This window comes from Nocardiopsis sp. NPDC006198, from assembly GCF_040613895.1.
GTDB classification, from domain to species: domain Bacteria; phylum Actinomycetota; class Actinomycetes; order Streptosporangiales; family Streptosporangiaceae; genus Nocardiopsis; species Nocardiopsis tropica.
In genome coordinates, this window is the sequence record NZ_JBEXSY010000010.1 from 41282 (window position 1) to 53986 (window position 12705).

Sequence of the window (12705 nt, forward strand, 5' to 3'; positions counted from 1 at the left end):
CCCCGCGTAACGGTTGGGTTTCGGCCTGCATCCGGTCGATTGACATCGGGGTACTACTCTGTTTGTTTTATGGGAGCGCTCCCACAACGATGTCCCCTCGTCACGGAAGGTGCGTACCGAAGAAGTGAGCAACCGCAACGATTTCCCCGAGGGCTTCCTCTGGGGGGCGGCGACCGCCTCGTTCCAGATCGAAGGCGCCACCACCGAGGACGGCCGGGGCCGCAGCATCTGGGACACCTTCGCCGAGACACCCGGCAAGGTCCTGGGCGGCGACACCGGTGACCCCGCCGACGACCACTACCACCGCTACGCCGAAGACGTCGCGCTCATGAAGGAGATGAACCTCGGGGCGTACCGCTTCTCCGTGGCGTGGCCGCGGATCGTCCCCGAGGGCTCCGGCGCCGTCAACCAGGCCGGGATCGACTTCTACGACCGCCTCGTCGACTCCCTCCTGGAGGCCGGGGTCCAGCCCTGGGCGACCCTGTACCACTGGGACCTGCCCCAGCCGCTGGAGGACGCCGGGGGCTGGCCCGCCCGCGACACCGCCTACCGCTTCCGCGACTACGCCCAGGTCGTCGCCGAGGCCCTCGGCGACCGCGTCGGCCACTGGATGACCATCAACGAGCCCTGGTGCTCGGCCTTCCTCGGCTACCACAACGGCCACCACGCGCCCGGCCACAAGGACGCGGCCCAGGCCGTGGCCGCCACCCACCACCTGCTGCTCGGCCACGGCCTGGCGGTGGAGGCCATCCGCTCCACGGGGCACCCGGCCAAGGTCGGGCTGGCCCACAACCAGGCGGTCATCCGACCCCACGGCCCCACCGCGGCCGACGCCCGCGCCGCGCGCCGCGCGGACGGGGTGCGCAACCGGATCTTCACCGACCCGCTCTTCAAGGGGCGCTACCCGGCGGACGTCCTGGAGGACCTCGCCGAGATCAGCGACTTCTCCTTCGTCGCCGACGGAGACCTGGAGACCATCTCCGCGCCGCTGGACTTCCTCGGTGTGAACTACTACTCGCCGGAGTTCGTCGCCGCCTCCGCCAAGGGGCTGGACCCCGAACTGGTCAGCGGCGAGGGCGGGAACGCCTGGCTGGCCTCGGACCCGGAGGAGGTGCACGTCTCCCAGGGGCTCCCCGTCACCCACATGGGATGGGAGATCGACCCCACCGGGCTGTACGACGTGCTCCAGCGCCTGGCCGGCGAGAGCGGCGGCATCGACCTCTACGTCACCGAGAACGGCTGCGCCTTCGAGGACACCGTGACCGAGGACGGGCGGGTCCACGACACCGAGCGCACCGACTACTACGAGGGCCACCTGAGGGCCGCCGGAGAGGCCGTCCGCGCCGGGATCCCCCTGCGCGGGTACTTCGCATGGTCGCTCCTGGACAACTTCGAGTGGGCGTGGGGATACTCCCGCCGGTTCGGGATCGTGCACGTCGACTACGAGACCCAGCGCAGGACCGTCAAGGACAGCGGGCTCTGGTACGCCACACTTGCTGGGACGGGCCGGTTCCCCGAGCGGTAGGCGCGGGCGTACAGGCGCCGGCGGCCCGGTGGGCCGCGGACGGCAGTGGGGCGTCCTCCGGGGCGCCCCACACCGTCGTTCCCGGCGGGACGACACCATGAGAGCGTCCGTCGAACACACCGCCGCCCCGGGGCCCGCCCCGGGGCGGCGGAACACGAACCCCAGAGGGAGCCTCGAAGTGGCCAAGAGCGGTGGCGGTCGGCAGCGTCCGACCCTGGAGATGGTGGCGGAGCGTGCCGGGGTCGGCCGCGGTACCGTCTCCCGGGTGATCAACGGCTCCGCCCAGGTGAGTCCGCACACCCGGGAGGCCGTGCACAACGCGATCGCCGAACTGGGCTACAGTCCGAACCAGGCCGCGCGCACCCTGGTCACCAGGCGCACGGACACGATCGCGCTGGTCGTCTCCGAACCGCGCGACCGGTTGTTCGCGGACCCCTTCTTCGCCGACATCATCCGCGGCGTCAGCTCGGTCCTGCACGAGCGCGACCTCCAGCTGATGCTGACCACGGCCCGTACCGAGGCCGAGCACAAGCGCGTGGGCGACTACCTCAGCGGGTTCCACGTGGACGGGGCGCTCCTGGTGTCCCAGCACCGCGACGACCCGCTCTCCACGCGCCTGGCCGAGGCGGGCGTGCCGGTCGTGCACGGCGGCCGCCCCCACTCCCCGGACCAGCCCGCCCCGTACTGCGTGGACATCGACAACTACGGCGGCGCCCGCGCGGCCACCCGGTACCTGCTGGACCGCGGTCACCGCAGGGTGGCCACCATCACCGGATCGCTGGACATGAACGCCGGCCAGGAGCGCCTTCGCGGCTACCGCGACGTCATGGCCTCGGCCGGGATCGAGGTGGACGAGAGCCTCGTGGTCCGCGGGGACTTCAGCGTGGAGGGGGGAGCCGAGGCCATGGCGCGCCTCCTGGACACCGGTCCGGCGCCGGACGCCGTGTTCGCGGGCTCCGACATGATGGCCATCGGCGGCATGCGCGTGCTGCGCGAGCGCGGGCTGCGGGTGCCCGACGACGTGGCCCTGGTGGGCTACGACGACACGGTCATGGCCCAGCACAGCGACCCGCCGCTCAGCACCATCCACCAGCCCACGGTCCAGATGGGCCGGGAGATGGCGCGACTGCTCGTCGACGTGGCGATCCCCCGCACGGTCGAGGCCGAGACGGTCACCCTCGACACCCACCTGGTGGTGCGCGAGTCCGGCTGACCCCGCGCCGAGACGCCCCGCGAAGCGCCTCTGACCCGGCGGTTCGCCCCCGGCCCGGCTGGACTCCCGTACCACCGCTGTGCAAGGCTGGTCGCGATTTCGCTGGAGACGGTGGGAGCGCATGGAGCCGATGCGGGGACCGACACACACCCGGTGCGCGATTTCGTCGTGCGGGTGGTGCGACCAGGACGGCGTCGAGTGCCGGTTCTGTTCCGGAACGGGATGGTGGCGGCCCGAGCGGCCGCACCGGGACGGGAGCGGTGTGATCGTCTGGCTCAGGGTCGACGAGCCGTGCCGGGGGTGCGCCGGGACGGGCAAGGAGCACAGCCCGACCGCTGTCCTCTGAGGCGCTTCCGCTCCCGCGTGGAAAAGGAGAAGCGCATGCGCTGGGTGACCTATCTCTCGCCGAGTGGCGGGGGCGAGCGCGTCGGGGTGCTGGAGGACGGGGACGTGCTGGGCAGTCCCGACCCCGGCGGCCTGGCGGACCTGCTCGCGGCGGGCGGCGACGCCCTGGCCGCGGCCGGCGGGCGGGCCGCCGCCGCGCCGGTCGAGATCATCGTCGAACCGGAGGCGCGCATGTGCGCGCCGGTGACCCCCACGGCCCTGGTGCCCGCCCTGGTCGGCGGCGAGGTGTGGGAGATCCACCCGGAGCTCGTACAGGGCTCGGACGACGCGGTCCCGCCCGCCGCGCGGACGGCGCTGGTGGGCGTGGCGGCCGTCGCCGGCGGCGACGGTCCGGCGAGCGCCTACACACCCGCCTGCCTGTGGCTGGACGAGGGCGGGGCCGCGGTGCAGCTGAGCCTGGGGCCCGTCCTGACCACCGCCGACGAGGTGCCGGGGGCGCCGCTGGAGCTGAGCGCCTCGGTGGACGACAGGGAGGTCGGCCGGGGGATCGCGGACCCGGCCGACGCCTGGCTGGTGTCGGGCCCCTCCGGAGCGGGCCGGATGCGCGTCCTCCTGCCCGTCTCCACCCCGCGCCTGGACGAGGACGACGAACTGTTCGTGGACGCGGGCGTCCTGGGGACCTTCGAGGTCCGGGTCGGCTCCCAGGTCTGAGCGGAGCCGGGGCCGGGACCGCCGTCAGGGCGTGAACTCCCAGTGCCAGGGCTCGAACCCGCCGCGCGCCCAGGGCGGGTTGTCCCAGCCGTACCCGGGGGCATGGGCCAGCATCCACTCGTGTTCGGGGGACCCCGCCTCGTGCACGCCCCCGCACAGGTCCACGGCCACACCCAGCCCGTGCCGGCTGGTGCCCGGGCGCGCGGCCATGCCGGGCACCATCTCGTGGAACAGGCTCACCTGCTCGTGGTAGGGGCGGTAGGAGTCGGTCACGCACATGGGGCGGCCGAACGCCTCGCGGTAGGCGCCGTCGAGCTCTATGAAGGCCTCGGCGGCGTCGGCCCGCAGCCGTTCGCCGGGCTGGGGGAGGGGGCACAGCACCGACTCCGGCATGCGGCCGTTGGCATGGGCCGCGGCCTCCCCCCGCGCGCACCCCGCGTCCGCGGAGGGCGATTGCCGCGCTTCCCGGCCGTTTCTGTCATCGCCGACATTGTTCCGTTCACCGTTGTCTCCATCGGTGGATGACAACGCCGCGCGCGCGTTGCGCAGGGTCTCCTCACGGCGCCGCTCCCTGCCCCCCGCGTCGCCGACCTCCGCGAGCCGGGCCTCCAGGCGGGTCTGCTCCTCCAGGAGCCATGCGGTCCGCTCCTCCTGGGCCGTGACGGCCTCCACGGCCTCCTCGCGGGCCGCCGCCGCTGCCTCCACCGCCTCCGCCTGCTCCCGCTCGGCGGTCTCGGCCAGGCCGTCGACGGTCTCGGCCACGACCCGCGCAGCCCCTGCGCGGTCCAGCTCGGCGGCCCTGTGCTCCCCCAGCACGTGCAGGAGGGCTCCGCGTTCGAGCATGCCCGAGGGGCCCTCGGACCCGCCCCACGCGTGCACCGGTCCCACGTCGGCGCCCATGTAGACGGCCGCCGCCTGGCGGGCGGCGGCGATCCTGGCCTCCTCGCCGCGCTCGCCGGCGGCGTCCGCGCGCTCGGCCGCCTCGGCGCTCCGTTCGGCCAACTCCTCCAGGCGCTCGCTCTCCTCCGCGTAGCGCTCGATCTTGCCGAGGGCCTCCTGTCGTAGGACCTCTGTGCCCGCGCGCAGTTCGGCCAGCTCGACGCGCACGTCCCCGAGGGTGGCCGCCCCGGTCGTGTCGTCGGCCGCGGCCCCCGGGGTCGCGGACAGGGCGAGAAGGGCCAGGAGACCCAGCGGAAGTGCGGCGGTGACCGAAATGGACCGGTTCCGGGAGGCGGCTTCCCTTCCTGGGACCGGACCGTCCGAATGCGTTCCGCTGCGCACGGTAGCCGCACCGGGGCAAGGCGATGCACGCATCTCCGCTTCCTCCTCAGGACCTGCGTCTACGTCTTGTCACGATGTCATGTCGGGGGAGTCTTGATGGGGAAGCTGGTGGTGTGTCCAAAAAGTTACCTGGCCACCCGAGTGGGTTTCGGTCGCTATGTCTGACCTGGGGGATTAGCCATAATGCCGACATTGAGGGCATTATGCTGCTAGGCGGACGAAGATGATCTTGTCCATCGCCGTCAAACGGCGGAAGCGATACCTTCGCACGCATTGGTACGCTATCCACCGCACGCGCACCTCCTGAAGCTTTTGGGTGCGCGCAGCCTCTCCTCCCAGGCGAGTCCGGCGGACAGTCTTCACATCTCCCCACATTCCCCACCGCTCCTGGTTCGGTGGCCCACGTGGTCCCCACCGTTTTTCCCCGAAGAGTCTTCGGCCGGAGTGGTCGGCCCCTGGGGTCCAACCAACCGCTCGAGGCGGTGACACGAAAGGTTGCGAGGGTCCGTGTCGACACGAGCGACAAAAGACGGGGCCAGCGCTCAGAGCGCGGCGGCGCAGGCCGAAAACGCCGACGCCGCGCCCCAGCGCAGAGCCAAACGGTGGCAGCCACGCAACTGGCGGGTGCGCTCCCGGCTGGTGGCCCTCATCGTCATCCCCACCGCCGTGGCGCTCGCGCTCGGCGGACTGAGGGTCTACGAGGCAGCGGTCTCCACCGTCACCCACGCGCACATCGAGGACCGCGCCGAGATCGGCGTCCTCATCGTGCAGCTGGCCAACCAGCTGGGCCGCGAGCGCACCGCGAGCGCGGTGTACATCTCCGACAACGCCGACCCCGCGCGGCGGTCGGACGACCTCCGGCAGGAGATGGAGGACCAGCGCAACGCGACCCGCGACCTCCAGCAGAGCCTCACGGCCCGGCTCGACGACATCGGCGAGGTCGAGGGCTCCCTCGCCAACAACCGGCTCACCGGCATGCGGAGCCAGATCGCGACCCTGGACGCCCTGCGCACCGAGGTCGACGAGACCCGCATCACGGTCCTCCCCGTCGTCACCAAGTACCGCACCGTCTCCCGCGCGCTGACCGAGTTCAACCAGACGATCGCGGACGACACCGGCGACACCGCCCTGCGTGAGAGCGTCCGGACGCTCACCGCGCTCTCCAACGCGCGCGACCAGCTCTCGTACGAGACGGCGCTGATGAGCCACTCGCTGGCCCGCGACTCGATGACCGGCGGCATCTCCGAGGCCATCGACTCCAGCCGCGCCCGCTACGAGAACGAGATCTCGAACTTCGTCCAGGCCGCCTCCACCGAGCAGCGCGCCGTCTTCGACGAGCACTTCACCGGCCTGGAGGTCAGCCAGGTCTCCACCATGCGCATGCGCGTCATGTACCGCGCCGAGCGCGACGACCCGCTGACCGGTGTGACCGCCAACGACGGCCCCGACGCGTACAAGGACATCGCCGACGTCGCGCTGGAGCGCCTCCAGACGGTCGAGGAGGAGATCGCCGAGGGCATCGCCGCCGAGGCCAACGACCTGCGGGCCGGCGCCATGATGCGCGCCCTCACCGACCTCCTCGTCGTCGCCCTGGTGCTTCTCGCCGTCTTCGTCCTCACCTCCCTGGTGGTCCGCTCCCTGGTGCGCCCGCTGCGCACCCTGGAGGACGGCGCCCGCCGGGTCGCCGAGCGCGACCTGCCCGACGCGATCAACCGGATGCAGGAGGCCGGCTCGGTCCCCGAGGCGGTCAAGGTCACCCCGATCGAGGTCGAGAGCAACGACGAGATCGGCGAGGTCGCCCGCGCCTTCGACGACGTCCACCGCGTGGCCCTGACCCTGGCCTCCGACGAGGCGGCCCTGCGCAGCAACGTCAACGCGATGTTCGTCAACCTGTCCCGCCGGAGCCAGACCCTGGTGGAGCGGCAGCTGCGCCTGATCGACGGCCTGGAGCAGTCCGAGCAGGACTCCGACCGGCTCTCCGACCTGTTCCAGCTGGACCACCTCGCCACGCGCATGCGTCGCAACAACGAGAACCTGCTGGTCCTCTCCGGTCAGGACAACACCCGCAAGTGGGCCCAGCCCGTCCCGCTGGTCGACGTCCTGCGCGGCGCGGTCTCCGAGGTCGAGCAGTACGAGCGCGTCAACGTGCGCGCCCCCTCCCACATCTCGGTGCTCGGCCGCCCGGTCAACGACGTCATCCACCTCGTCGCCGAGCTGGTGGAGAACGCCACCTCGTTCTCCCCGCACGACACCGAGGTCCTGGTCAGCGCCAAGACCCTCGACAACGGCGGCGTGCAGGTCGACGTCACCGACAGCGGCATCGGCATGGCCCCGGAGGACCTGGCGGCGATCAACGCCCGCCTGGCCGCCCCGCCGGTCATCGACGTCGCCGTCTCGCGCCGCATGGGCCTGTTCGTGGTCTCCCGCCTGGCCCACCGCCACGGCGTCAAGCTCCGGCTCGAGGAGGCGCACGGCGGCGGTACCACCGCCCACGTCACCTTCCCGCCGGACCTGCTGATCACCCCCGTCGAGGGGCAGCACGCCCTGGGCGTGGCCGACAGCCGGCCCGAGCTCACGTCCGGGGCGCCGGACACCTTCGCCGACGCCCAGGCGGCCTTCGCCTCCAGCCCGGCGGCGAGCGAGCCCGGCGACCCCTGGCAGACCCAGGGGGCCGACTCCGGCGCGGGCGACTTCGGCGGACTGCCCAAGCGCCAGCCCGGCACCGTCCGCTCCGACGAGCACCCGCCCAGCGGCCAGGACCTCTGGCAGAGCAGCGGCTCCGACGTCTGGGGCACCGCGAAGGGCTCCGGGACCACCGGGGCGGACGCCGGCGCCAACGGCCGACCGGTCGTGGACCCCTACGACACGCCCGAGGACGACGACCGGGGCCCGAAGCCGGAGACCGGTGGACGCAGCCTCTTCGACCCGGCCCCCCGCTCCGACGCGGGGAGCGACTCGCCCTTCCGCGACAACGGGTCCGCCGACCGCTCCTCCGACACCGGAGCGTTCGGCCGTCCCGCCGACACCGGGTCCTTCCGCCGTCCCGTCACCGACACCAGCGCCTTCCGGCGCCCGGCCGGGGCCGCCGACTCCTACGACGCCTTCGGCAACACCGGGTCGGCGTCGCAGGGCGGCGGACAGTCCGAACGGAGCGTCTTCGGCAGGGACGAGGGCGCGGGCCGCGACGCGGGGGCCCACGAGCGCCCCGCGGCCCCGGCGCGAGGGGACGACACCGAGACCTTCCCGGCCGTCGCCTCCGACTGGAACGCCGGAACCCAGCAGCCCCAGGCCCCCTCGTCCAACGAGACCGGGAACTGGCGCTCGGGCGGCGGCGACACGCGCGAGGGCTACGGCTCCACCGCCTACCTCTCCCGCCGCTACGGAGGGACCCAGGGGCCGAACAACACCGTCGTGCCGCCGAGCCCGTCGGGCGAGGACAACGACTCGCTGCCGATCTTCGACGCGATCGAGTCCAACTGGTTCAAGCGCCGCACAGGCGGGCCCACCGTGGACACGACCGAGACCGGTCCGATCCAGCAGGTCGACCCGAACCAGGACCGCCGGGCGCAGCCGACCCGGTCGGCCCAGCGCCCCCAGCCCGCGGCGAACGGCCAGGACACCCGTTCCGAGCAGGAGTGGAACTCCGCGGCCGACCGCGGCTGGAAGGCCGCGCGCACCGCAGCCGAGCCGCTCGCGGGCGGCCTCACCACGTCGGGCTTGCCAAAACGGGTTCCCAAGGCAAACCTTGTCCCAGGAACAGCCCCCAAGCCGGAGAACTTCAAGCAGATGCCCACTCGTAGTGCGGACCGTGTCCGAAACCGCTTCTCTGGTTTCCAGAAGGGTGTCCGCGACGGCCGGAACCAGCTCGGCGAAGGTACGGAGGAGTGACCCCAGTGCAACCTGGTGGGACGGGGTCCCCCTTATTCGGGGAAGCCGGATGCAATAGCATCTACCGAGCTTCTCGGACGCGCCGCACCCACGGCTTGACCAGAGCAGAACACCAGACTCCCGGCCACCCCCACGGGAGGGGCCGGGCAGTTCCTAGAGGCAGTGCTGTCACATGCCGTGCCGGCGGTAGCAGTGCCGAGAGACCAAGCCGGCGAATTGGACAGGAGATCAGATGAGTCGACAGGTGAATGAACTCAACTGGTTGATCACTGACTTTGCCGACCGGGTCCCTGACGTCGCCCACGCGATCGTCGTCTCCTCAGACGGCCTTCCGTTGGCCTCGTCGGCGGGGTTCCCGGCTGACAGGGCCGACCAGCTGGCGGCGATCGCCTCCGGTCTGTCGAGCCTGACGCAGGGCGCGGCCCGGGTGTTCGAAGGTGGGGCGGTCGCCCAGACCGTGGTGGAGATGGAGCGGGGGCTGATGCTCATCATGGCCATCAGCGACGGCTCCTGCCTCGCGGTCCTGGCGGCGGCGGAGAGCGACCTCGGCCTGGTCGCGTACGAGATGACCCTGCTCGTCGAGCGGGCGGGGCGGGCGCTGACACCAACGGCGCGCACCTCGGGAATCCACTGATCCACCACCGACAGGAGGAAGTGGTGGCACCTCACAGTAGAGATGCCGGGAGCGCCTCGTGGTTCGGACAACAGCCGGGCGGACCCCCCACCGGGGGGACGCCGGCCGTGCCGGGCGGCGGAGATGTTCCTCGACCAATCCAACAACAGTACGAACAACGACCCGCGGCGGGGAGCGCGCCCAGTTCTCTGGTCCGCCCCTACGCGGTCACCAAGGGACGCACCAAGCCGAAGTCGCAGCTTCCCCTGGAAGCTCTGATCTCGGCGACCGCCGCGGCCCGTAACGAGTCTGGGACGCTGACGCCCGAATGGCAGGCGATCAGCGACCTGTGCCGGGAATGGCGTTCCGTGGCGGAGATCTCCGCGCTGCTGCGGATGCCGCTCGGCGTGGCGCGGGTGCTTGTGGCGGACATGTCCGAGCAGGGACTGGTCCAGATCAGGTCCTCGCTCAACAACGAAGCCCGTCCCAACACCAACCTGCTTGAAAGGGTGCTCAGTGGACTTCGCAAGCTCTAGCCCAGCCGAGGAAGGCGGTGCTGGGGGGAACGCGATGACGTCGGTCAAGATCGTCGTCGCCGGGGGCTTCGGTGTCGGGAAGACGACATTCGTTGGCTCCGTCTCCGAGATCGTGCCGCTGACCACCGAGGCGGTCATGACCAGCGCCAGCGTCGGGGTGGACGACCTCGCCAAGACGCCGGACAAGCAGACCACCACCGTGGCGATGGACTTCGGCCGCGTCTCCCTCGACTCCGACCTGATCCTGTACCTGTTCGGCACACCCGGACAGCACCGGTTCTGGTTCATGTGGGACGACCTGGTCAAGGGTGCGATCGGCGCCGTCGTGCTGGTGGACACCCGCCGCCTGGCGGACTGCTTCCCGGCGATCGACTACTTCGAGGAGGCGCGCCTGCCGTTCATCGTGGGGATCAACGGCTTCGACGGCTACTACCCCCACGCCGCGGACGAGGTCCGGGACGCTCTGACGCTCAGCCCGGAGATCCCCATCGTCCAGGTGGACGCCCGTGACAAGGCCTCCACCAAGTCGACGCTCATCACCCTCGTCGAGCACGCCATCACGGTGGGGGACCCCGAGGGCGCCGCAGGACAGCCCACTTCCACGGGTGGTCAGAACTCCTGGCGTTAGCCCGCAGGCTTCTGGGCCAACCCGGGCCGGGGTCCCGCACAGAGCACGGCCCGGTTCCCGCGACGCGGGAACCGGGCGTCCGTGCTGGCATCATGGCGGGATGAGCTCTTCCTCCCAGCCCGGCGCAGAGGCGATGACACGGCGGTTCCGCGAGGTGGCCGAGCGGGTGCTCGACTTCCTTCTCGACGACGCCCCCGAGTGGGCGCTCGACCTGGGCGACCCCCGGGGCGCGGCCCGCCTCTCCGACCTGTCGGCGCAGGCCGACGCGCACCGCGTCGCGGTGCTCACCGACGCCCTCGGCTCCCTGGACGAGATCGACGGCGACCTCGTCCCTGCGGGCGACCTGGTCGACCTGGAGGTCCTGCGGTCGAGGATCAGCGCGGACCTGTGGCACACCACCGAGCTGCGGCCCCGCACGTGGGACCCGCTCCTGTACTCGCCGGGAGAGGCCCTCTACGCCCTCCTGGAGCGCGACACCCTCCCCCTTCCCGAGCGCCTGGCAGCCCTGGCCTCGCGCTGCGCCGCGCTGCCCGACTACCTCGCCACCGCGCGCGCCCGCCTGTCCGAGGGACCGGGCATGCCCCGTGTGCACGTCGAGACGGCCCTGGCGCAGCTCGACGGGGCCAGGGCCATGCTGGCCTCGGGCGTGCCCGCGCTGGCCGCACAGGAGCCGTCGGCGCCCTCCCGGCTCGAGGCGGAGCGCCTGGCAGCCCTGGCAGCGGTGGAGGAGTACGCGGACTGGCTCCGCGGCCGGATGGAGGGGGCCACCGCGGACCCGCGGCTGGGCGCCCGGGACTTCGCCGCCCAGCTCTGGTACACGCTCGACTCCGAGCTGTCGCCCGACGCGCTCCTGGTGCGTGCCGAGAGCGACCTGCTGGCCACGGAGGAGGCGATCGCCGAGGCTGCCGCCGAGTACGAGGGCCGGCCGCGCCGCGAGGGCCAGGTGGCGGACGTGCTCGCGGCGCTCGCCGCGGAGAACGCCACGGACGCCGACACCGTGCGCCCGGCCTGCGCCGACGCGCTCATGCACCTCGACGGGCGTGTGCGCGGGCTCGACCTGGTGACGGTGTACGACGACCCCGTCCGGATCATCCCGATGCCCGAGTCGCGCAGGGGCGTGGCCGTGGCCTACTGCGACCCGCCCGCCCGCCTCCCCGCGCCCCCCTCCAGGGACGCCTTCGGCGCGGTCGTCCCCACCCCGCTGGACCCCGCGGTCCTGGAGCGGCCGACGCTGGTGGCGGTCGCCCCGCCGCCCGCCGACTGGCCGGCCGAGCGCCGGGCGTCGTTCTTCCGCGAGTACAACGCGAGCATGCTGCGCAACCTCATGGTCCACGAGGCGGTGCCGGGCCACGCGCTCCAGCTCGCCCACGCGGCGCGCCACACCGGCGGCACCCGGGTCGGCAACGTCCTGTGGAGCGGCACCTTCATCGAGGGGTGGGCGGTCTACGCGGAGGAGCTCCTCGCCCGGCACGGCTGGGCCGAGGACCCCCGGGAGAACCTGGCCCTGCGCCTGGTGCAGCTCAAGATGCGCCTGCGGATGATCCTCAACGCGATCCTGGACGTGCGCCTGCACACGGGCGACCTGGCCGAGGCCGAGGCGATCTCCCTGCTGACGCGGCGAGGCCACCAGGAGGAGGGCGAGGCGGTGGGCAAGTGGCGCCGGGCCCAGCTCACCAGCGCGCAGCTGTCCACCTACTACGTGGGCTACGCGGAGGTGTCCGACATCGCCCGGGACCTCGCCGCCGCGCGCCCCTCGCTCAGCGAGCGCGAGCGGCACGACGCGATGCTCGCCCACGGCTCCCCGCCCCCGCGCCACCTGCGCACGCTGCTCGGGCTGTAGGGGCCCGGGCCGGGGAGGACGGGCAGGACACGGCCCCTCCCGCCGGTCCGGGAACGCGACCGGGGCCGCGAACCGGGCGGGCCGGGGCGCCTCCAGGGGAGGCCGCCGCCCCGCGGCACGGCGGC

Annotated in this window: 10 protein-coding genes; 9 read left to right on the forward strand and 1 reads right to left on the reverse strand. The window is 72.5% G+C overall.

Annotated features, from left to right (window positions below; genetic code table 11):
• Positions 1-124 precede the first annotated feature (124 nt).
• The 4 genes from ABZ234_RS09630 to ABZ234_RS09645 all read left to right on the forward strand — a co-directional run bounded on the left by ABZ234_RS09630 (position 125) and on the right by ABZ234_RS09645 (position 3794).
• Positions 125-1525 carry a GH1 family beta-glucosidase gene (locus tag ABZ234_RS09630; protein WP_355011700.1) on the forward strand — a complete coding sequence of 467 codons (1401 nt, stop codon included), beginning with the start codon at positions 125-127 and terminating at the stop codon, positions 1523-1525.
• A 178-nt stretch (positions 1526-1703) separates the two neighbouring features.
• Positions 1704-2738 carry a LacI family DNA-binding transcriptional regulator gene (locus ABZ234_RS09635; RefSeq protein ID WP_355011701.1) on the forward strand — a complete coding sequence of 345 codons (1035 nt, stop codon included), beginning with the start codon at positions 1704-1706 and terminating at the stop codon, positions 2736-2738.
• 121 nt (positions 2739-2859) lie between these two features.
• Positions 2860-3084, forward strand: coding sequence for a hypothetical protein (locus tag ABZ234_RS09640; RefSeq protein ID WP_267945897.1), 225 nt, complete (start codon positions 2860-2862; stop codon positions 3082-3084).
• A 35-nt stretch (positions 3085-3119) separates the two neighbouring features.
• Complete coding sequence (locus ABZ234_RS09645) at positions 3120-3794, forward strand: hypothetical protein (RefSeq protein WP_267945896.1); 675 nt, start codon at positions 3120-3122, stop codon at positions 3792-3794.
• A 24-nt stretch (positions 3795-3818) separates the two neighbouring features.
• On the opposite strand, the gene ABZ234_RS09650 is transcribed toward ABZ234_RS09645, so the two are convergent.
• The gene (locus ABZ234_RS09650; protein WP_355011702.1) at positions 3819-4901 is read right to left on the reverse strand and encodes a M15 family metallopeptidase; all 1083 of its coding nucleotides are present in this window, start codon (positions 4899-4901) and stop codon (positions 3819-3821) included.
• Between the two features lie 798 nt (positions 4902-5699).
• Between ABZ234_RS09650 and ABZ234_RS09655 the strand changes: the two genes are divergently transcribed.
• From ABZ234_RS09655 to ABZ234_RS09675, 5 genes are all read left to right on the forward strand, one after another.
• Positions 5700-8963, forward strand: a complete 3264-nt coding sequence (locus tag ABZ234_RS09655) for a nitrate- and nitrite sensing domain-containing protein (protein ID WP_355011744.1) — start codon at positions 5700-5702, stop codon at positions 8961-8963.
• 232 nt (positions 8964-9195) lie between these two features.
• Positions 9196-9597: a roadblock/LC7 domain-containing protein gene (locus ABZ234_RS09660; RefSeq protein WP_014909276.1), complete on the forward strand. Its 402-nt coding sequence runs from the start codon at positions 9196-9198 to the stop codon at positions 9595-9597.
• Positions 9598-9704: 107 nt separating this feature from the next.
• Complete coding sequence (locus ABZ234_RS09665; RefSeq protein ID WP_267945894.1) at positions 9705-10112, forward strand: DUF742 domain-containing protein; 408 nt, start codon at positions 9705-9707, stop codon at positions 10110-10112.
• Positions 10113-10146: 34 nt separating this feature from the next.
• The gene (locus ABZ234_RS09670; RefSeq protein WP_017565656.1) at positions 10147-10740 is read left to right on the forward strand and encodes an ATP/GTP-binding protein; all 594 of its coding nucleotides are present in this window, start codon (positions 10147-10149) and stop codon (positions 10738-10740) included.
• Positions 10741-10840: 100 nt separating this feature from the next.
• A complete protein-coding gene (locus tag ABZ234_RS09675; RefSeq protein WP_355011703.1) occupies positions 10841-12580 on the forward strand; it encodes a DUF885 domain-containing protein in 1740 nt (579 codons plus the stop codon).
• The last annotated feature ends 125 nt before the right edge of the window (positions 12581-12705 follow it).

Bases quoted from the DNA above. Each gene is read 5' to 3' on its own strand.
- ABZ234_RS09640 (WP_267945897.1), top strand. From the start codon at position 2,860: ATGGAGCCGATGCGGGGACCGACACACACCCGGTGCGCGATTTCGTCG.
- ABZ234_RS09670 (WP_017565656.1), top strand. From the start codon at position 10,147: ATGACGTCGGTCAAGATCGTCGTCGCCGGGGGCTTCGGTGTCGGGAAG.
- ABZ234_RS09660 (WP_014909276.1), top strand. From the start codon at position 9,196: ATGAGTCGACAGGTGAATGAACTCAACTGGTTGATCACTGACTTTGCC.
- ABZ234_RS09645 (WP_267945896.1), top strand. From the start codon at position 3,120: ATGCGCTGGGTGACCTATCTCTCGCCGAGTGGCGGGGGCGAGCGCGTC.
- ABZ234_RS09675 (WP_355011703.1), top strand. From the start codon at position 10,841: ATGAGCTCTTCCTCCCAGCCCGGCGCAGAGGCGATGACACGGCGGTTC.